The sequence below is a fragment of the Azorhizobium oxalatiphilum genome (assembly GCF_014635325.1).
In the GTDB taxonomy this organism is placed as follows: domain Bacteria; phylum Pseudomonadota; class Alphaproteobacteria; order Rhizobiales; family Xanthobacteraceae; genus Azorhizobium; species Azorhizobium oxalatiphilum.
Map to the genome: position 1 here is coordinate 25254 of NZ_BMCT01000011.1, position 18799 is coordinate 44052.

At 61.6% G+C, this 18799-nt stretch carries 15 protein-coding genes; 10 read left to right on the forward strand and 5 right to left on the reverse strand.

Annotated elements, in window-relative coordinates; all coding sequences use genetic code 11:
* The first annotated feature begins 2 nt into the window (after nt 1–2).
* Nucleotides 3–2243: a xanthine dehydrogenase family protein molybdopterin-binding subunit gene (locus IEW24_RS25890; RefSeq protein ID WP_188583810.1), complete on the forward strand. Its 2241-nt coding sequence runs from the start codon at nt 3–5 to the stop codon at nt 2241–2243.
* A gap of 308 nt (nt 2244–2551) precedes the next feature.
* On the opposite strand, the gene IEW24_RS25895 is transcribed toward IEW24_RS25890, so the two are convergent.
* Together IEW24_RS25895 and IEW24_RS25900 are read right to left on the reverse strand one after the other, a co-directional pair.
* Nucleotides 2552–3565 carry a GlxA family transcriptional regulator gene (locus IEW24_RS25895; protein ID WP_188583930.1) on the reverse strand — a complete coding sequence of 338 codons (1014 nt, stop codon included), beginning with the start codon at nt 3563–3565 and terminating at the stop codon, nt 2552–2554.
* Between the two features lie 227 nt (nt 3566–3792).
* Nucleotides 3793–6315 carry an MFS transporter gene (locus IEW24_RS25900; RefSeq protein ID WP_188583811.1) on the reverse strand — a complete coding sequence of 841 codons (2523 nt, stop codon included), beginning with the start codon at nt 6313–6315 and terminating at the stop codon, nt 3793–3795.
* Between the two features lie 355 nt (nt 6316–6670).
* On the opposite strand from IEW24_RS25900, the gene IEW24_RS25905 reads away from it, so the two are divergent.
* Together IEW24_RS25905 and IEW24_RS25910 are read left to right on the forward strand one after the other, a co-directional pair.
* Entirely contained in the window at nt 6671–7315 is a 645-nt protein-coding gene (locus IEW24_RS25905; protein ID WP_188583812.1) for a response regulator transcription factor, read from the forward strand.
* A 265-nt stretch (nt 7316–7580) separates the two neighbouring features.
* On the forward strand, nt 7581–7928 hold the full coding sequence (locus IEW24_RS25910) for a response regulator transcription factor (RefSeq protein ID WP_244644680.1): 348 nt from the start codon (nt 7581–7583) through the stop codon (nt 7926–7928).
* Between the two features lie 391 nt (nt 7929–8319).
* Here the strand turns inward: IEW24_RS25910 and IEW24_RS25915 are convergent, their stop codons facing one another.
* Complete coding sequence (locus IEW24_RS25915) at nt 8320–11082, reverse strand: PAS domain-containing sensor histidine kinase (protein ID WP_188583814.1); 2763 nt, start codon at nt 11080–11082, stop codon at nt 8320–8322.
* 511 nt (nt 11083–11593) lie between these two features.
* Between IEW24_RS25915 and IEW24_RS25920 the strand changes: the two genes are divergently transcribed.
* The gene (locus IEW24_RS25920; RefSeq protein WP_188583815.1) at nt 11594–12019 is read left to right on the forward strand and encodes an alpha/beta fold hydrolase; all 426 of its coding nucleotides are present in this window, start codon (nt 11594–11596) and stop codon (nt 12017–12019) included.
* On the opposite strand, the gene IEW24_RS25925 is transcribed toward IEW24_RS25920, so the two are convergent.
* Nucleotides 12016–12747 carry a glycine betaine ABC transporter substrate-binding protein gene (locus IEW24_RS25925; RefSeq protein ID WP_188583816.1) on the reverse strand — a complete coding sequence of 244 codons (732 nt, stop codon included), beginning with the start codon at nt 12745–12747 and terminating at the stop codon, nt 12016–12018. The genes IEW24_RS25920 and IEW24_RS25925 overlap by 4 nt on opposite strands.
* Before the next feature lie 434 nt (nt 12748–13181).
* Here IEW24_RS25925 and IEW24_RS25930 point away from each other — a divergent pair, with 434 nt between their 5' ends.
* The 6 genes from IEW24_RS25930 to IEW24_RS25955 all read left to right on the forward strand — a co-directional run bounded on the left by IEW24_RS25930 (nt 13182) and on the right by IEW24_RS25955 (nt 17713).
* A complete protein-coding gene (locus IEW24_RS25930) occupies nt 13182–14276 on the forward strand; it encodes a Zn-dependent alcohol dehydrogenase (RefSeq protein WP_188583817.1) in 1095 nt (364 codons plus the stop codon).
* Between the two features lie 11 nt (nt 14277–14287).
* A complete protein-coding gene (locus tag IEW24_RS25935) occupies nt 14288–14653 on the forward strand; it encodes a glutathione S-transferase family protein (RefSeq protein WP_188583818.1) in 366 nt (121 codons plus the stop codon).
* A 49-nt stretch (nt 14654–14702) separates the two neighbouring features.
* Complete coding sequence (locus IEW24_RS25940; protein ID WP_188583819.1) at nt 14703–14915, forward strand: alpha/beta fold hydrolase; 213 nt, start codon at nt 14703–14705, stop codon at nt 14913–14915.
* Nucleotides 14912–16318 carry an aldehyde dehydrogenase family protein gene (locus tag IEW24_RS25945; protein ID WP_188583820.1) on the forward strand — a complete coding sequence of 469 codons (1407 nt, stop codon included), beginning with the start codon at nt 14912–14914 and terminating at the stop codon, nt 16316–16318. The genes IEW24_RS25940 and IEW24_RS25945 overlap by 4 nt, the downstream gene beginning before the upstream one ends.
* Before the next feature lie 9 nt (nt 16319–16327).
* Nucleotides 16328–17173, forward strand: a complete 846-nt coding sequence (locus tag IEW24_RS25950; protein ID WP_188583821.1) for an aldo/keto reductase — start codon at nt 16328–16330, stop codon at nt 17171–17173.
* Nucleotides 17174–17407: 234 nt separating this feature from the next.
* A complete protein-coding gene (locus IEW24_RS25955) occupies nt 17408–17713 on the forward strand; it encodes a hypothetical protein (protein ID WP_188583822.1) in 306 nt (101 codons plus the stop codon).
* Nucleotides 17714–18072: 359 nt separating this feature from the next.
* Here IEW24_RS25955 and IEW24_RS25960 read toward each other — a convergent pair whose 3' ends face one another.
* Complete coding sequence (locus IEW24_RS25960; RefSeq protein ID WP_188583823.1) at nt 18073–18795, reverse strand: cysteine hydrolase family protein; 723 nt, start codon at nt 18793–18795, stop codon at nt 18073–18075.
* Nucleotides 18796–18799 lie beyond the last annotated feature (4 nt).

Below are 18799 nucleotides of genomic sequence, written 5' to 3' on the forward strand. Positions count from 1 at the left end.
ACATGAACGCGCTTATCAAGATCGACGCTGCGGCGGCCGCTCCTCTCCTTCGGCAGCAGGGCATTACCAACCTTTCCCGCCGACAGTTGCTGGGACTGGGAGCCGGCGCGCTCCTGCTCGGGGGACTTCTATCAACTGGTAAGGCATCGGCGCAGCCAACGCCGGTCGCCGTGAAGCCCGGTACACGCGTGCCCGCATTTCTGGTGATCGGGCCGGACAATAGCTTCAAACTGCTCAGCCCTTTCGTCGAAGGCGGTCAGGGCATCAACACCGGCACGGCGCAGATCGTCGGCGAGGAGTTGGATGTGAACCCGGCCCGCTTCGAGGTCGAGTGTGCGCCACCCGGCGCCGACTATGCGGTGGTGGGCGGAATGCGCATGACCGGCGGCAGCTTCTCGACTCGTTCAAGCTATGAATTGATGCGCCGTCTCGGAGCAACGGCGCGGGACATGCTGATCCGGGCTGCCGCGGCACGGCTGAATGTGCCGGCATCGACGCTGACGACAGACGATGGTCATGTGGTGGATGCTGGTTCGCTGCGCATTCCCTACGGTGCGTTGGCCGCTGAGGCTCTGGCGTTGACGCCGGCGGACGACGTGAAGCTGCGCGATCCCGCCACATTCCGTTATATCCGCAAGCCGGTCGCGCGACTGGATGTAAGGGCCAAGTCCACAGGCAGGGCTGAATATGCCATCGATCAGAAGGTGGAAGGCATGCTGTATGCGGCCGTCCAGCATGCGCCCGTTCTGGGAACCGAGCCCGTGCGACTGATCAACGAGTCTGTCGCGAGAGGCATGCCGGGCGTCCACGACGTGCATCTCCTTCCAGGCGCGGTTGCGGTGACCGCCGACAGTTGGTATCGGGCTCGGCAGGCCGTCGAGGCCCTGCAGGTCTCTTGGAGTGCCCCCCCCGCCAGCGGATTCGATGCAGTGGCCGCGGATTATTCGTCCTCCGCGATCCTGACAGCACTGAAATCGTCAAGCGTAGCAGGCGAGAGAGCGGAGGCTGTTGGCGATACGAAGGCGAGCTTTGCTGGTGCAGCGAAGATCATCGAGGCTGATTACGAGGCTCCGTATCTGGTACATGGCCAGCTGGAACCCCCGTCGTCCATTGCCCGCTTCAATGCCGATGGGGCTTTGGAGATGTGGACGCCGAACCAGATGCCTGAACTGTTTCAGTCCATTGCTGCAAAGCTGGCTGGATTGACACCCGAAAAGGTGATCCTGCACTCACCTATCCTCGGAGGCTTCTTCGGCCGCCATTTTGCCTATGGCCAGTCCAACCCGTTCCAGCAGGCTATCCTGCTGGCGAAGGCGACAGGGCGACCCGTAAAGGTGCTGTGGTCGCGGGAGGAGGAGTTCAAGATGGATGCGGTCCGTCCGCTGAGCTTCAGCCGCTTTCGAGGTGCCGTGGGCAAGGACGGCATGCCCGTCGCCATCCAGGTGCGGACCGTAGGCGAGGGCCCGCTCGGCCGTTGGTTCGGTGCCGCCGCGTCTGGCGGAGCGGTGGATAGCTCGGCGGTGGAGGGCATCGTCGAGAAGCCCTACGATATTCCCAACCGGAGCATGGAATACGTCAAGTTCGTGCATCCCGTCACCATCGCCTTCTGGCGATCGGTGGGGCACTCCATGAACGACTTTTTCTATGAGGCCTTTTTCGATGAGATGGCCGACGCGGGCAACAAGGATCCGTTCGAGCTGCGTCGCACCTTGCTGGCTAATAAACCGCGACATCTCAAGCTGCTCGAAACCGTCGGCACGCTTTCCGGCGGCTGGAAGCGCGGCCCGTTCGATGTGGGCGGGACCAAGCGTGCACGGGGGGTGTCCATGGCCTCGCCCTTCGGTTCAGAGACGGCCACCATTGCGGAGGTGTCCATCGAAAGGGGGGAGGTGCGGGTCCATGATCTCTGGATCGCCTTCGATCCCGGAAGCATCGTCAACCCGGCAATTGTGAAATCGCAGGTGGAATCGGCAGCAGCGCTCGGTCTGTCGGCGGCATTGTTCGAAGAGCTGGCTTATGAGAAGGGCAAGCGCTTGTCGCACAATTACGACGACTATCCGATCCTGGCCCGAGACGCGATGCCTCGTGTCCATGTCGAGATCGTGGAGAGCGGTGCGCCTATGGGCGGGGTCGGTGAACCGGGACTCCCTGGAATTGCGCCGGCGGTCGTGAATGCGGTTGCAGCCCTGACCGGACGACATATTCGGGCCTTGCCGCTTGCGAAGGCCAAATTTGGCGCGTGAGGCGGCTTTCTCCGTTTCATACGTCGCTGATTTCAGAAGTGCAACGAGGGCAATTTCATGTGCCCACGTTGCACGCACGTCTGCATGGGGACGGGAGAACGGGCATGGCGGCAACTTTGCCTATAGAACGGCCCTTCGTGCGGTTGCTCGACAGCACGAGTGGGGCATTTCCGGAAAGATCTCCTGTCGCGGAATCGAGGTGCAGGTCTCTTCTGGGAAAGTCATTTGGGTGTGGTGGCGCGTTCAGCCGTGAGATAGGGCGCAACCATGTCCTTGTGCTGGAAACTGTGCGTCACCGTCCGGGGCCATCAGGCCGTGGCGTAGCATGCGTTGGCAGGCACTGCCGGGAAGGGCGAGGGAAGACCTTCGGGGAGGGAAACGGAAGGGCGTGGGTGTAGGCCTGTGTCCTTCAGGTGGCTCGGCGTTTGGCCCGTGGCTCGCACGAAGGCGCGGCACATGCGGTCGCGGTCGGTAAATCCCACGTGCCGTGCCACCGTTTCGAGCGGCAGACGCCCCTCCTGCAACATGATGCGTGCAGCCTCTATACGCAGCGACTCAACCGCCTTCGCAGGCGACTGCCCTGTCTCGCTACGAAACAGGCGGCTGAACTGGCGAGGGCTCAGATGCGCAACCTCGGCCAGCTCTTCCACCGATAGATCGTTCTGGAGATTGCGTCGCGCATAGATGAGCGTACGCTTTATACGATCCGTCTGCGGCTCTAGATCGAGCAGGGTGGAAATCTGGGATTGCGCTCCAGGTCTCCGATAATACAATACAAGCTGCTTGGCGATCTCGCACGAGATCTCGCGGCCAAGGTCATCCTCGATGAGGGCGAGAGCCAGGTCCAGCGCGGCACTCATGCCTGCGGAAGTCCAGATATCCCCGTCTCGAACGAAGATGCGATCGGGTTCTACCAGAACAGCCGGATAGCCGGCCTTGAACGTCTCGACGTGGGCCCAGTGAGTTGTCGCCTTACGCCCGTCGAGCAGGCCGATTTCGGCGAGCTGGAAGGCCGCAGTGCTCGCTGCAGCGATGCGTCGCGTGCTGGTTGCGGCGGTAGAAAGCAAGCGCATTAACTGTTCCGACATCGGCAACGGTTGGGGCGCGCCGATCAGGAACAACGTGTCGTGGCCTTGCGTGCCGATCGGTTCACTATTCACGACAATGCCAAAGGTACTCGAAACGTCGCCGCCAACCTCCGACAAGAAAGAGACGGCATAGTGGCCGACTTGTGTGAGGCTGTTGGCTAGTTGAAAGGCCATGACGGCATTTAAGTCGATGATCTGGAAATGGGGCGAGAGAACGAAGGCGATGCTCCGCATATCCATACTTCCTCGTGCAAGCGTCTGTAGGCGACAGTGTCCTTTCCGTGCCGCGCGAGGAATCATCCGCGTATGTATCCTCCCCTATACGATGGTGCGTATTGATCCATCAGGAGGCGGGGAGGGGAAGGCATGCTCCTTTTTCATCATTATGAAATTGCACGCGTTTCGAGAAGCCAACCGCCGTTCAGGACGTCTCGCGCCCGCCTAGGAGGGACGCGCTTTCCCTAGGCCTCGGTTGGCTCCGATGCGTCGTGCGGAATATGGCTGTGCGATTCAGCCGTCGGCAGAACAACCTCGAAAATCGCGCCGCCATCATCGTGGTTGCGGGCTGAAAGCGAGCCACCATGCGCTTCGACGATGGTCTTACAGATGGCGAGGCCAATCCCCATACCCTCACGTTTCGTCGTAAAGAAGGGATTGAACAGGCGAGCAAGGTTCTCGGCGGCGATGCCAATGCCGTGGTCACGCACGGTCAGCTGCACGAGATCGTCATTGAGAGGCACAAGCTCTATCTTCAGCACCTTGAGGGCATCTGGTGTCTGCGCCATCGCGTGGATGCCATTGGTCATCAGATTGACGATGACCTGCTGGAGTTCGACTCTGTCTCCGATCACGTCCGGTACGTCGTCCGGCATGGTCGCCTGAATGATGGTTCCGCTCATTAGCAATTCGCGGTCGAGCAGTGTCGCCGCCTCGTCGATGATCTGGCGAAGGGCAATGGCGCCAGGGCGCTGGCGGCTTTGACGCAGGCGTTCGCGCGTTTTCTCAACGATCTGGCTTGCACGCAGACCATCGCGCACCGCGCGTTCTGCGGCGCGTGTCGCGGCATCGACATCGGGAGGCTCCTTCTTCAGCCAGCGAACACATGCCTGAGCGCTCATGACCATGGCGCCTATGGGCTGATTGACCTCATGTGCAATGGAGGCAGAGATCGCTCCGACGGTAGAAATACGGCCCGCACGCGCGAGCTCGCCTTGCGCAGCCAGCAGTGCCTCCTTTGCCAGCTCTCGCTCCGTCACGTCGATCATAGCGCATGCCACGCGACCGAAAGCTCTCGGATCATCGGGCAGGGCAACGAGCAGGACAACGGTGACCTCTCGCTTATCCTGAGATGTCAAGCGCCCTTGCAGCTCGAGGCGACCTCCTCCCTGCCACATGGACTGCACGATGCCCGTCACGACCTCACTCCGGGCCGGCAGAAAGCGCGCAATGGGACCTAGGATTTGGCTACGTGCCCCACAGCCGAGGATACGCAGTGTGGCGTCATTCGCGTCGATCAGAACGATCTCACGCGCCCATTCGCCAAGGAACTCTGGATGTTTCTGTACGAGAGCGGCAAGGTCCTTAATTCCTGAACTGCGAAGCTCCCGTAGATGCTCTTGGACGCCGGACAAGTCCAATTCGCACAAAGACACATGGGTTTGTTCGAAGATGGAGCGATAGCGCCGCTCGCTCTGGATGAGCGCGCCCTGGGCGCTTTTGCGTGCGCTGAAGTCGAAAGCGATCAGGCTCATCCCACCTGTGATCGCGAGATAGAAGCCAACGGCTATCAGACCGCTCTGCTCCGCGAGGGCCTGGGATATCAGCGGAGAGAATGCCCCACCGATGATGCCGCCGATGTTGAAGGCAACTGACGTGCCAGTATAGCGCACACGTGCCGGAAACAGGCTGGGCAACCAGGCGCCGAGCGGGCCATTGACGAAGCCCATGACCAGCAGGGAGAAAGCGAGAAACAGAAAGATCACCAGCAGTGATCCGCTGCCCATCATGGGGGCCAGCAGTATGCCGGAGAGGATGGTTCCGGCGCATCCCAGAATGAGCACGCGCGCCGGATCTAGTCGGTCTGACAGCCAACTCGCAGCGACGATGGCCGCGGCCATAAAAAGGATGGCGCCGAGCTCAATGATCAAAAAGGTTGACCACTTGTACCCTAGCGTGGTGGTGCCGTAACCAAGAGCGAATGCGGTTGCAACATAATAGAGTGAGAAGCACGCGACGACGCCGAACGTGCCGGCGATCACCTGTTCCCCGTGTTCTCGCATCATTTCGAGCAAAGGCACGCGTGGTGGTGGGGCTTCCGCCACCGATCTCCTGAACTCCTCCGTCTCCACCAGGTTGAGCCTGACCCAAAGGCCGAGCCAGACGAGAGGCACACTTGCGAGGAAGGGCACTCGCCAGCCCCAATCACGAAACTCCTCGGGAGAGAGGGTGATGGTGAGGCCGAGGAACAGCCCATTGGCAATGATGAAGCCAACAGGGGCGCCGAGTGGGGCGAACATGGCGAAGCGGGCGCGCCAGCCGGGCGGTGCGTTCTCAAGGGCCAGCAGCGCCGCACCCGTCCATTCACCGCCAAGTGCGAGGCCCTGTCCGAAACGGAGCGTACACAGGAGGACCGGAGCGAGCCAGCCGGCGACCGCATAGGTGGGAAGCAGGCCGATCGCCGCCGTCGAACCACCCATCAGGAGCAAAGCTGCGACCAGCGTGGTCTTACGTCCCACCCGATCTCCGAAGTGGCCGAACACTGTGCCACCGAGAGGGCGGGCGATGAAGGCGATACCGAAGCTGGCATACGCTGCAATCAGTTCCGCGGAGGGCAGGGAGGCGGGAAAGAACAGGGGGCCGAACACCAGGCTGGCGGCTGTCGCGTAGATGTAAAAATCATAGAACTCGACGGCGGTGCCAACCAGGCTTGCAAATAGGACGCGGAACGTGGTCTGCCCCGCAGCGCGCGCATCTGAAGCGCTCATTCCATATGCCTCTCAAGTTGCGCAAGTCGGTTTCAACACGCAGGCCACACGGCCAGAGCGTGGGCACCCTTAGGGCATGTGCGGGAAGAAGGCCGAAAGCAGGCACCTCGCGTTACTATCTGCCAGTAGGCATGTCCAGATGAGTGCTGAATCTCGCCGCTCCCTGCCGTGCATTTCGACAAGAACGCGACTCTTCGGACACTGGTAACGTGCTTGACAGGTTGTCTGGGGCGCGAACATGTGTGCTTGGTATTCAGGCAGAAAATGGACTCCGTTCTCTCTCCTTACGTCATGTCGGAGGCTTGCTGGGACCATCTCGGTGACCGCACATTTGTGGACTGTTCCAGAGGTAGAGATGAAGCGCCCAGGAGACGCACGCACCAGTACCGCTCCACTCGTCGTCATCGTTGACGACGACGACGGTGTGCGAGAGGGATTGAAGGACATCCTGTCGTCGGTTGGGCTCGAATCCATCGCGTTCGCCTCGACGACGGACCTGCTCGCCGCCACCCTTCCGGACCGGCCGGGATGCCTTATCCTCGATGTCCGCTTGCCGGGTAGCAGCGGATTGGATCTTCAGGCTAGGCTCAGCGCCATGGGCAACAAGATGCCGGTCATATTTCTGACCGGCTACGGCGATGTGCCTATGACTGTCCGGGCCATGAAGGCTGGCGCCTTGGATTTCCTAACCAAGCCGTTCCGTGACCAGGAGATGCTGGACGCTGTATCTTCTGCGATCGAGCGTGATCAGCTGCGGCGCACCGAAAGCGCGGTTGCAGCCGATGTCCTTACTCTGGCGGCGACCCTTACGCCGCGCGAGAAGGAAGTGATGGCAGCGGTGGTTACCGGGCTGCTCAACAAGCAGATTGCGCATCAGCTGAGCCTGAGCGAGATCACGGTGAAAATTCATCGCGGGAACGTCATGCGAAAGATGCAGGCGGGTTCGGTCGCCGATCTGGTTCGCAAGGCCGAGCTGGTCAAGGCTCATTCGGCGGGTTGAAGGCGCAGCCCGCCTTCGGGCGGGTGGGCGTCTTGCCCTGACAGAATGTTGGAGCGTGGATACGCCCCGCGCATCGGGTCGACGTTGCATTTAACGCATTGAAAATAAATAATATTCATCTGCCGTGCAGCTCGCCTGAACTGGTTCCGTTTAGTGCCTTAAAACCATTGTATAATTACGGCTCCGACGAACCTGCCCCATTTGGTAGCAGGGAGGGCATATAGGCCTATCGGAGGAATTGAACGTGTCGGCCCTTGGAAAAGCCGTGGCGATCGTGGATGACGATCAGGCTGTGCTCGATGCGACTTCGGAGTTTCTGGAGTCTCTCGGCTATAGTGCGGTTGCGTTCAGCTCGGGAGAGGATTTCCTGAGCTTCTCCGGGCAAGCGGCAATCTCGCATCTGCTGACGGACGTCAATATGCCGGGGATGAGCGGCTTGGAGCTGCAGGATATCGTTCGGCAGCGCTATCCGAATATGACCGTCATTATGATGACCGCTTTGCGGGACGAAGTTGTCAGGCGGAGAGCCCTCGCCGGCGGCGCGAAGGAACTGCTGAGAAAGCCGATTATCGCGGATGATCTGATCCGCTGCCTGGAGGACGCTGCCACCTGAATGAGAGGCCAATGCATTCGTTCGAAGGCCAGGTTCCTAGGGCTCAGGCTCATGAAATATTGGGCCTTCGCAACACGGTTGCTGTGTCCGTTGAGCCCCAAGAGCATCTGGACAGACCTCTTCTATGCCCTTGCCAGCGCAGGAACCCCCGCCCAGCTGATTGACAGCTGGGCACCTCGAAAACCGTCGGCGTCTGGGGGCGTGAGGTGATTTACAGCCGGCAAGCGACGGTGGAAGCAAAAGATGGTTGGCCAATCGGATCGGCATGGGTCGGATTGCTGGGGGGAGGACATCACGCTCCTCGCGAAAGCCGCGCGATGACCATGCGGCTACGGGCCGTTTCGCGCCATCGTGATAAGGGCGGCCTGCGCCTATACCATTGTCGGTGCAGCTAGGCGGCTTCGGCCGTCACCGCGGTCGGGAGGGTGAAAGTGAAGGCTGCGCCGCCCTTCTCGAGATTGCGGGCGGTCAACAGGCCGCCCATTCCCTCGATGGCGGTGCGACAGATCTGAAGGCCCATTCCAACGCCTTCGGCCTTGGTCGTGAAGAACGGCTGGAAAAGCCTCTCTAGGTTCTCCTCCGGGATGCCGGGGCCGCTGTCCTCGACCGTGACTGCGATTTCATCATCGAGCGCCACTATCGTCACGGTGATCGAACGGTGGCCATCGACCTCGCGCATGGCCTCGGTTGCGTTCGTCATGAGGTTGATCAGCACCTGTTGGAGTTGGACGGGATCTCCAGTGACGAGCGGAGGGGCTTCCATGCCTCTCATCCCGAACGACACCTCGGAACGGCGCAGTTCGCGCTCCATAAGCTCGGCCGTCTCCTCGACCATCTCGCGCAGGTCGATCCGGGCCGTCTCGCGCCGACCCGACTGGATGGCGTCCCTGGTGTTCTGAACGATGTTGGAAACGCGCTGCACCGTCCGGGTCAGCCTCTGCAGGATGCGTTCGGCGGCCTCGAGATCGGGCTCTCCGCGCTGCAGGTATCGAAGGCCAGTCTGCGCATCCATCAACATGGAGGCGATGGGCTGGTTAAGTTCATGCGCGATCGATGCCGAGAACGCGCCGACCGTGGCTATCCGATTTGCACGAGCAAGCTCCTCCTGCGCGGCTTCGCGCATCTCCGCGATCCGCTCTTGCTCGGTGAGATTCATATGGCTCGACAGGTGAAGGCCCTCGGCAAGCCTGTTGACCGTGTAATAGACGGGAATCTCGATTCCGCCCTTGCCGACAAGCACGGTGCGGCCATCGATATGATTGATGCCGTTGTAATACATCTCCAACTGCCGAAGCAGAACGGCGGGGCCGTCGTCAGCGTTCTGTGCGGGCGGATTGGCGACGAGCTCGGCGACGCTCTCATAGCCCATGAGATGCGCCAGCGCCTCGTTCACGCGCGTCGTTCGAATCAGCGACAGCGTCTGCGCAAATTCGTCCGGGTGCTCGCTGAAATAGGCTCTGAGATCCGTCACGCCCCTTTTTCTGAGCTCGTCGAGGAGCGGCTCAGTCGCTTTGAAGTCCATCTCGGCGAAGGTCATGTTGCTGACATCGAACAGGCCCGCGTAGCGGGCTTCCGTCTTAATCAGGTCTGCGGTGCGCTCCACGACCCTTTGCTCAAGCGTCTCGTTCAGTTCCTGGAGCTGACGCCGGATGTCGACCACCTGCTGGATGTCCGTAGCACCGCCGAAGCGCTGGATCTCGCCGTCCGCAGTCAGACCGACAGGCCCGTCATAAAGACGCATCCAGCGATAGGTGCCATCCGCCTGCCGGACCCGGACCTCTGCGTCGGAGACGCCATTCGTCTCGATTGCGGTCACGATGGCGACCGTCAATCCGGGAAGGTCATCGGGGTGCACGGTTTCGAGGTATCGCTGGTCCTTCAGTGCGTCCTCTCGGGCCATCCCTGTGATGTCGGTCCAGCGCTTGTTGAAGAACTGCACTTCGCCCGCCCCATTGCTGCGCCAGAGGATGTAGGGCACCGAATTGGCGAAGAACTCGACCTCGGCTTGGCTCTCTTCGAGTGCGGCGCGGGTGCGTTGAAGCTCCTCGCGCGCGGTGACCTCATCGTGGATATCCGTGGTGGCGCCATAATATCGGACCAGCTTTCCAGACTTATCCCGGTAAGGACGGCCGATTAGCGATGTCCAACGGTAATCGCCGCTCGCCTGCATGAGTCTTATTTTCGCGTTCAGTTCCTCGCCGGCGGCAAAGGACGAGCGAACCTTCTCCAAATAGGGGCCACGATCGTCGGGGTGGAAGTCCTCCAACCAATCCTGGCGCTCGATGGTTTCATCGGCATTTCGCCCGATGACTTCAGAGTAACGTCGATTATAGAAGTCCACATAGGCTTCCGGCGTAGCTCGCCAGAGGATCTGTGGAATGGAATCCATGAAGTTGATCAGTTCTGCCTGACTCTCCTCGAGCTCTCTCTGGAGCCGCTCCAGCGCCTGACGGGCGGTGACCTCCTCATGGACGTCGGACGTTCCGCCATACCATTTCTCGATGGTCCCATCCTTAGAGATTATGGGCCGACCGACGAGTGACATCCATCGGTATGAACCGTCGGCATGCAGCATCCGGAAGGTCGCGCGGAGATCTTCGCCTGTGAGCAGCGAATGCTCCATCTTTTCGGCGAAAGCCGTCCTGTCCTCCGGGTGATACCACTCGATCCAGTTCTGCTTGGCAATCGCCTCTTCTCGATCATGCCCGGTCAGCTCGGTGTAGCGGCGGTTGAAGAAGTCGACCTTGTCGACCGAAAACCGCCATAGCAGCTGAGGCACGGAATCGGTGAAGTTCTGTAGTTCTCCTCGGCTCTCTTCAAGCTCTCGACGGGCGGCGGCGAGATGCTTGCGGCTGACGAGTAGGGCCGCCGTTACGCCGATGGCGACGAGCGCGAAGCCGAGCCGTAGGCTGCTGGCGATGTCGGGCGCGTCCCTATGTACGATATACCAGGAGATGCACGAGAGCGTGGCGCATACCGCAGCCGTCCGGATGATCTCGTTGTCCGAACCTCTCACGCCGACGGCAACGAGTGTCCCGATGTATAGGATCGAGATGGAGACGTCGAAATCGACGATGCAGTCGATTGTGAAGATGATGGCCGCAACCACGACAGCGCAGATTCTCCCGGCCCATTTCGCCCAATCAGCCGTCATGTCTCTCCGTCTTCCGCATCAATCAGTTCATGGTTGGAGACCAGCCTACACCCCCACCCCAGACCATCGTAGGTAGCACAAAGCGACCAGAGCCGCTCCAGTTCATGCGGCGAGGAGAAACGCGATGGATAGTCATCAGACCGAACAGAAGCGGTATGTTGAAGTTGGTAGCATGAAATTCGTTTGTCGTCGTTTCGGCGGAAGACAGGAATGCCGATCGTGCTGCTTCAGCACGGCACCGGCAGCCTGGATCATTCGGCCCCTCTACTGACGGACGGTCTTGCATGGTGGCGTGAGGTCATTCTCGTCGATGTCCGCGGGATGGCGATTCGATCGAAGAGGCGCCACAGACCATTGAGGGCGTGGCCTCAGCCATTCTCGAATTCGTCGCGGTTTCGTTAATTCGATCTTCTTGACTTCTCGATCGGCGGCATGGTCGTGCAGGCCTTCGCGAAGGCGAAGGCTCAACGTCTGAACCGACTCATCCTGTACGGGACGAGCCCGAGCGGCGGTGAGCCCTCCACCTTACATCGAGGACGTGCGTCAGCGGGCGACCGGTAATGCGAGCCAGGACGACTTCGTCTGGCTGTTCTTCGGGCATTCAGAGACCGGCAAGGCGGCCGGCCGATCGTTCCGGGAACGCCACGTGGAGCTTACCGCGGACCGGAATCCTGAGGATATCATGGACCCGCGATTGGCGGGTCGCGACTGGCTGGAACCGCATAGCGACGGCTTCGCGGACCTCACGGCGATCACGGTTCCGACGCTGATCGGCAATGGCACGATCGGCGTTATGCTCCCAACGATCAGCTCGTTCCATCTCCAGCAGCATATCCCCGACGCGCAGCCCATCATCTATCCAGATGCCAGCCATGCTTCGCAGTTCCAGCATCCAGAGCTCTTCCTGAAACACGCCTGGATATTCCTCGGTGGCTAGGCCGGGGGAGTGGCCCGCACCAGCGTGTCCTCCAATTCGCTGACGCGCTGGTTCCCAAGTTGCAGATTGGCCAGTTCTTCCAGCGCGGCGGGATTTACGCGTGGCTCGGCATCCCGGCGGACGATCAGTGTCGCCCGGTCCGTGCCGCCCAGTAGGCCGGCCGGCTCGGCGAGTTCGCGAATACGATAGCGAGCGTGCAGATACTGCGGGTGCCAGAGCGGCACGACCACCCATTCGTTACGTGAGACCGCGTCCTCGAAGCGGTCGAAGCACTGCGCCTCGGTGCCGGTCTCGAAGTGATAGCCTGCGGTGTCCAGCCCATAGTGATCGACGATCGCCTGGGAAAACCGGCTGATGCCGGCGCCGGGATTTATCCCCTGGATGAGGCGGTCCATCCGGGACAGCGCCGGCTCGCGGAGCAGGTCGGCGACAGAGGCGACTTCGGCTGGGACGAAGCTCGGCACACCCCAGATGCAGTAGGGTTCGTAGAGGACAGTGATCTTGCGCACATCCGCTTCGAATGGGGCGAGGTAAGTGCCGTGGCTCGCGGGAAGCCAAGCAGATACGAGGAAGTCGACCTCGCCGCGCCCCATGCGCATGAACATTTCCTCGTGCGGCGCGGTGGAGCGTTCGATCTCGTGACCATGCCTCGCGAGGACGGCTTCGATCTTGCGTGCGCTGGCGTCGTGAAAGCCGAGGTCGATGTGGCCGACGCGGATGGCTGTCATTGCTTCTTCTCCAGTGTGTAGAGGGCGATCGGCCAGGGTGTCTGCGACTTTCCGCAATGAAAGAGGCCGACCCTGGTCCATCTGCGGGAGAGGCAGCCGGAGCCGACCATCCGAATTTGGGAACGTCGCTTCCACCCAGTGAAGGGCTTGATCGGTCACGGGGGCCCGATACGTCCATCCGGGTGTCCGACCTTTCTCCCTGCGCCTGGAGGTTGCCGCAGAGGCGACGGTCGGCACAGCCATACCCTGGTATGGCCGATGGCGCCATTGGAAGGGGGCGGAGAGGCTATGTAATCAGGCCTTCGCTCGCAGTGTGGCATACCGAGTGCGGCGGCACCGATACCGGCGTAGGGCTGGCTGTCCCGGCTCAATCCCGCATCCTCAGGACAGAAGCCCACCTCTGGCGGGCGCTCACCGAACGAGGGTGACAGCTCATGAAGGCAGCAGTCCTAAACGCGAACGAGGGTCGCTTCGATATCGAGGAGGTTCGCATCGATGCGCCGAAGGGCCGCGAGGTCCTGGTGGACGTAAAGGCGTGCGGCCTGTGCCACTCGGACCTGCACCTTGCCGAAGCCAATTACGGCACACCGCTCCCGGCGGTCCTCGGGCATGAGCTTGCGGGGATCGTCCGTGGGGTCGGTCCCGACGTCCGCGAGCTGAAGGTCGGCGACCATGTCGTCGGCTCACTCGTGCAGTTCTGCGGCCATTGTGTCTCGTGCCTGTCGGGCCGCACCTACCAATGCGAGCACCCGGAGGAGACGATGCGGGCAGCCAGCGACGGCCAGCGCCTCACCCGGGCTTCCGACGACACCCCCGTCTACACCGGTTGGGGCACGGCTGCGTTCGCGGAGCAGGCGCTCGTCCACGAGAACCAGCTCGTGAAGATCCCCGACGAAGTGCCGTTCCCGCAGGCGTCCGTCCTCGGCTGCGGGGTGATCACGGGAGCCGGCGCCGCGATCAACTCCGCAGACCTTAAGGCCGGCGACACGGTCGTAGTCATTGGTATCGGTGGTGTGGGGCTGAATGCAATCGCCGGAGCGAAGCTCGCCGGCGCTTCGCACATCATTGCGATCGACAACCAGCCCGCCAAGGAGGAACTGGCCCGGAAGTTCGGCGCGACCGACTTCATCAACTCGGGGGACGGTGATGCCGCCGAGGCGGTCAAGGCTATCCTGCCGCGCGGCGCCGATCACGCCTTCGAGGTCATTGGTCTTCCGGTGACATCTGAGTTGGCCGTCAGTGTGGTCCGGCCGGGCGGTTCCGCCTACCTGATCGGGCTTCATCGTCCGGGCCAGACCTTCCCGGTCGCGGGCCTTGACCTGATCGTCCGGCAGGTCGACTTGAAGGGCGTGTTCATGGGGTCGAGCAACATCAAGCACGATATCCCGATGTATGCCGAGCTCTACCTCCAGGGCCGCTTCAACCTCGACGACCTGATTTCGCGGGAGGTCAATATCTCCGAGATCAACGAGGCCTATGAGGACCTGAAACACGGCGCCATCGCCCGCTCGGTCATCACCTCGTTCTGATCGGGCGCGTCATGAAGCTGTATACGCACCCGGGCGCGAGCTCGCTCTTCGTGCACATACTCCTGCGCGAAATCGGTGGACCGTTCGACCTCGAGGTCGTCAAGGTCACGAAGAAGGTTCGCCCTGACGGGAGCGGCTATCGCGGCGTCGCTCCTCGCGGAATGGTGCCTCTCATCGAGATCGGTGATGGCACCGACCTCACCGAGAACATGGTGATCGCCCAATATATCCGCGATCGCGCCGAGCGTGTGGATCTCATGCCGGCCGCTGGCACCATGGAGCGGTATCGCGTCATGGAGTGGCAGAGCATCGTGGCGGCCGAGCTCCACAAGAGCTTTGTTCCTCCTAATTGGCAGATCAGCGATGAGATATCCTGAACGCACCGCGCGTCTAGCCATCCTGGATTTCGTGATCCCGGGGACGGAGATGTTCGACGAGGTGTCGCGGGACGGCACCAAGGTCTGGCATTTCCATTTCCACCAGGCGCCGGATCTTCCCGAGGCGCTGATGCAGGGTCGCGAGGCGCAAATCGTCTCTGTCACGACCATCCCTAATGCAGGCCACTGGCTGGCCGAAAATAACCCGGAGGCCGTCGCCGATGCGCTGGTGGCCTTTGCATCACAGGAGAATGCCCGATGACACCCCGTCTTCTCATCGATGGAGACCTCATCGAGGGGGCCCTCTCGATGGACGTGATCGATCCGACGACGGCCCAGCCTTTTGAAAAGGCGCCCCGTGCGAGCGTGACCCAGGCCGAGGTGGCCATCGCGGCGGCTCGGCGCGCGCAGCGGGCATGGGCTGCTCTCGGTTACGAGGGGCGTCGGCCCTATCTCGAGCGCTTCGCCGACGCGATGGAGTCCAATGCGGACAGGATCTCAGAGACGTTGACACGAGAACGTGGCGGCCCGATTGCTGACTGCCGCTTCGAGGTCGGCCGCGCGACCGACGCGATCCGTCACTTTGCCACCCAAAAGCTAGAAGATCGCGTGATCCGTGAGAACGAGCGCGAGCTGATCGTTGAGCAGCACTACCCGCAGGGCGTAGTTGTCGCGATCATGCCCTGGAACCGGCCGATGACGCTGCTCTCGTTCAAGCTGGGACCAGCTTTGATTACGGGCAACACCGTCATCGCCAAACCTGCTCCGACCACGCCGCTCGCGACGCTGATCCTGGGCGAGATCGCTGCGGACATCTTCCCGCGCGGTGTGTTCCAGACGCTCGTCGACGCGAACGATCTCGGCTCGCTGCTGTCCAGCCACCCGGATGTGGCTCATGTGAGTTTCACCGGCTCCACTCCGACTGGCAAGAAGGTGCTTACTTCCGCCGCAGACACGCTGAAGCGTTTCACGTTGGAACTTGGCGGCAACGACGCGGCGATCGTGCTCGATGACGTGGACGTCGAATGGGCGGCGGACAAGATCTATGCGGCGGCATTCATCAACGCTGGCCAAGTCTGCTACGCGACGAAGCGAGTCTACGCACCTCGTTCGCTGGCCGAGCCGCTCGCAGCCGCGCTGACGCGCCGTGCCAAGGCGGCCGTTCTGGGGGATGGAATGGATCCCGCGACGACGATGGGGCCGCTGCAGAACAAGATGCAGCTCGAGAAGGTCCTCGCTTACATCGCCTCGGCACGCGAGGAGGGCGGTGAATTCCTGACCGGCGGGGAAGCGACTGGCAACGGCTACTTCATCTCTCCTGCCATCGTAACCGGACTTCCCGAGGATGCTCGGCTTGTTCGTGAAGAGCAGTTCGGCCCGGTGCTTCCGATCCAGGTCTATGACGATTTGAACGATGCGATCGCCAGCGCGAACGATGTAGAGCTCGGCCTTGGCGGCACGATCTGGACCAGCGACGTCAAGCGCGGGATCCAGGTCGCGAGCAGGATCGAAACCGGCACGATCTGGGTGAACCAGCATATGTCGCTGCCACTCGATGTGCCGTTCGGCGGGGCGAAGGAATCCGGCATTGGTCTCCAGAATGGCATCGAGGGCATGAAGGACTTCACCCAGCTTCGCGTCCTCAACGCCAAGCTGGCTGCGTGAGGGGGCGACATGACTGATCTGACATTCTCGATCGGCGGAGACATGCAGGTCTGCCGCCTTGGATACGGCGCAATGCGGGTGACGGGGCCAGGCATCTGGGGCCCTCCTACCGATCGGGAACAAGCGCTCGCGACGCTGCGCCGCATCCCTGAACTCGGCATCAACCTGATCGACACCGCAGACAGCTACGGCCCGGGCGTGTCCGAGCCGCTTATCCGTGAGGCGCTTTTCCCTTATCCGCCAGGATTGCACATCGCGACCAAAGCCGGATTAGCCCGCCCCGGTCCGGACCAGTGGGTGCCACGCGGCGATCCGGAGTATCTTCTGGCGCAGGCGGAGCGCAGTCGTGAGACGCTTGAAGTCGAGCGCATCGACCTCTGGCAGCTCCATCGGATCGATCCTCGCGTGCCACGTGACGAGCAGTTCGCCGCCATCAGGCAGTTGCTGGACAACGGCGTCATTCGCCATGCTGGTTTGAGTGAGGTTAGTGTCGAAGACATCAAGGCAGCCCGCGCAGTCTTCCCGGTTGCCACGGTGCAGAACCGCTACAATCTCGCCGATCGCGGAAGCGAAGACGTGCTCGATTACTGCGATGCGAACAGTATCGGGTTCATTCCGTGGTTCCCGCTGGCTGCGGGGCGCCTTACGGAACCGGGGTCAATTCTCGAACGGATCGCCACGCGGCACGGTGTCGGCCCGGGCCAGATTGCGATCGCATGGCTGCTTCAACGCAGTCCCGCCATACTACCGATCCCGGGAACGACGTCGGTCAAGCATCTCGAGGAGAACCTCCGAGCCCTCTCGATCACCCTGACCGGTGAGGAGTTCGAGCAGCTCGAAGCGGCTGGCCGCTAGTCGCGTGGACGTCTTCTGCTACCCGCGAGCCCGCGCCCGAACCGCGGCGCGTGGGCCTGTTTCCCATCAGCGTGACTGTCGTCGAACCCGGTCGGGCTCGCACCGGCTTCCGCAAGACGGCGGCTATGCGTCTCGGCTCGGATGTCGGGCCGCATGGCGGAACCCCTATCGGCGGCTTGCGGGCCTATCTCGCTAACCCGGCCGCCGAGCCCCCTGGGTGAGCCTGCATTTTACATGCACATTGTGGTCAGCGCTGGCTCCGGGCACTCGGAATCTCCGCCAGGTCGCGAGGTTGATGAATCCGACACCGACGCAAGGCTGCCCAGTGAGATTGTTGGGGGGGGCTCTCCGTGCGCGCCCAGGAATTCGGGACTGGCGACGATCAGCCGGGACGCGGTCCGCGCTGCAGGGGGCGACGACGCCCGCATCGTCGAGATAGTCGCGCTCGGGGCGGAGAACTCCTTCACCAGCCTGATCAACAAGGTGGTTTGCACCGATGTCGAACCCCTGACGATCGACGCGCCGGTGCAGGCGGCCTGATCTGTTGCTGCAGTCGGACGAGCCCGAGGGGGCTGGCCATGATGCCGAAGCCCAGTTTGATCGCATAGAGCAGGTAACGATGATCGGGCTGGTTCCGCGCGAACTGGCGGATGTGGATGTTCGGTAGGCACAACAACTGGTGTCGCATCGCGACGCGCTATAGACAGGCCGGCGGTCAACTATCTCGCTGCCATCATCCTCGTCGCTACGAATTCTCGATGGCTTGGGTCGGCTCCCTACCTAGAGACACGCGCTGATCGTTTAAGTTTATAGGCTCTCATTCAGAAACAAGAAAACCCGCCGTGTGACACGGCGGGTAGGGATCTTTACGGCTATGATCGGTCAGATCGGTACGAGCCTCAGCCAGCCTGTCCCATCTTCGCTAGCGCCTGGCTCGTCGTCCAAACCGCATTGGCCATGTAGCGGAAGTTGATGAGAGCCGCGAGATAGCCGTCTCCCTCTGGCACCTTCGGTGCGCCGACGGCATCGCGCACGACCGCCACTTCATAACCGCTTTCCAGCAGATCGCGGAGATGCGATTCAACGCACATGTTGGCTAGCATCCCGGCGAGGATGACTTGGTCGATGCGCTGCTTGCCGAGCTGCAACTTGAGGTCGTTCGCCTGCGGCCCATAAAGCTTGTGTGGTGAGCAAATGATGGTTTTTCCATCCTCGATGAACGGCTTGAACTCCGGCATGAAATCGGCGCCGGAAGCGCGAAAGCCCTCGACTGTATAAGGCCCCTTGCGGTCGAAGGCGCCGACCTTGTGCTGGAAATGCTCCAGCGGCCCGCCGAACCGCCAATGATGATCCCAGCAATAGTAGTAATGCGGTGAAACGGCGACGACGATGCCAGCTGCCTTGGCGCCGGTGAAAAGCCGCAGGAGGTTGGGCACCACCTGATGCTCCGTCACGCTTTCGCCAACGACCGGCCATGCAACGCCTTCGGGGCTCAGAGCGTCAATCTGTGGGTCGATGACCACAAGGGCGGTGCGCGATAAATCCAGCTCCATGTCGCCTTTCGGCAAGGCGGGATTGACGGGGTCGGCATAGAGGTCCTTGGAGGTGGTCTGACTGGACATATCT